A 243-nucleotide genomic window follows, 5' to 3' on the forward strand; every position below is an offset into this window, starting at 1 on the left:
GCAACGAGTTGGTGATTTATGCGAAATGAAGTGGTCTGATATCGTAGATGGATATCTTTATGTCGAGCAAAGCAAAACAGGCGTAAAAATTGCCATCCCAACAGCATTGCATATTGATGCTCTCGGAATATCAATGAAGGAAACACTTGATAAATGCAAAGAGATTCTTGGCGGAGAAACCATAATTGCATCTACTCGTCGCGAACCGCTTTCATCCGGCACAGTATCAAGGTATTTTATGCG

Annotated in this window: 1 protein-coding gene; it reads left to right on the forward strand. The window is 41.6% G+C overall.

The window, feature by feature from the left end; all coding sequences use genetic code 11:
* Window positions 1–25: 25 nt before the first annotated feature.
* Window positions 26–243: tyrosine-type recombinase/integrase (locus SB660_RS23145; protein WP_486304226.1), on the forward strand; the 218-nt coding region annotated here is incomplete at its 3' end.

Origin of the sequence: Bacillus sp. SIMBA_005 (assembly GCF_046535585.1) — a bacterium.
Classification (GTDB): Bacteria; Bacillota; Bacilli; order Bacillales; family Bacillaceae; genus Bacillus; species Bacillus pumilus.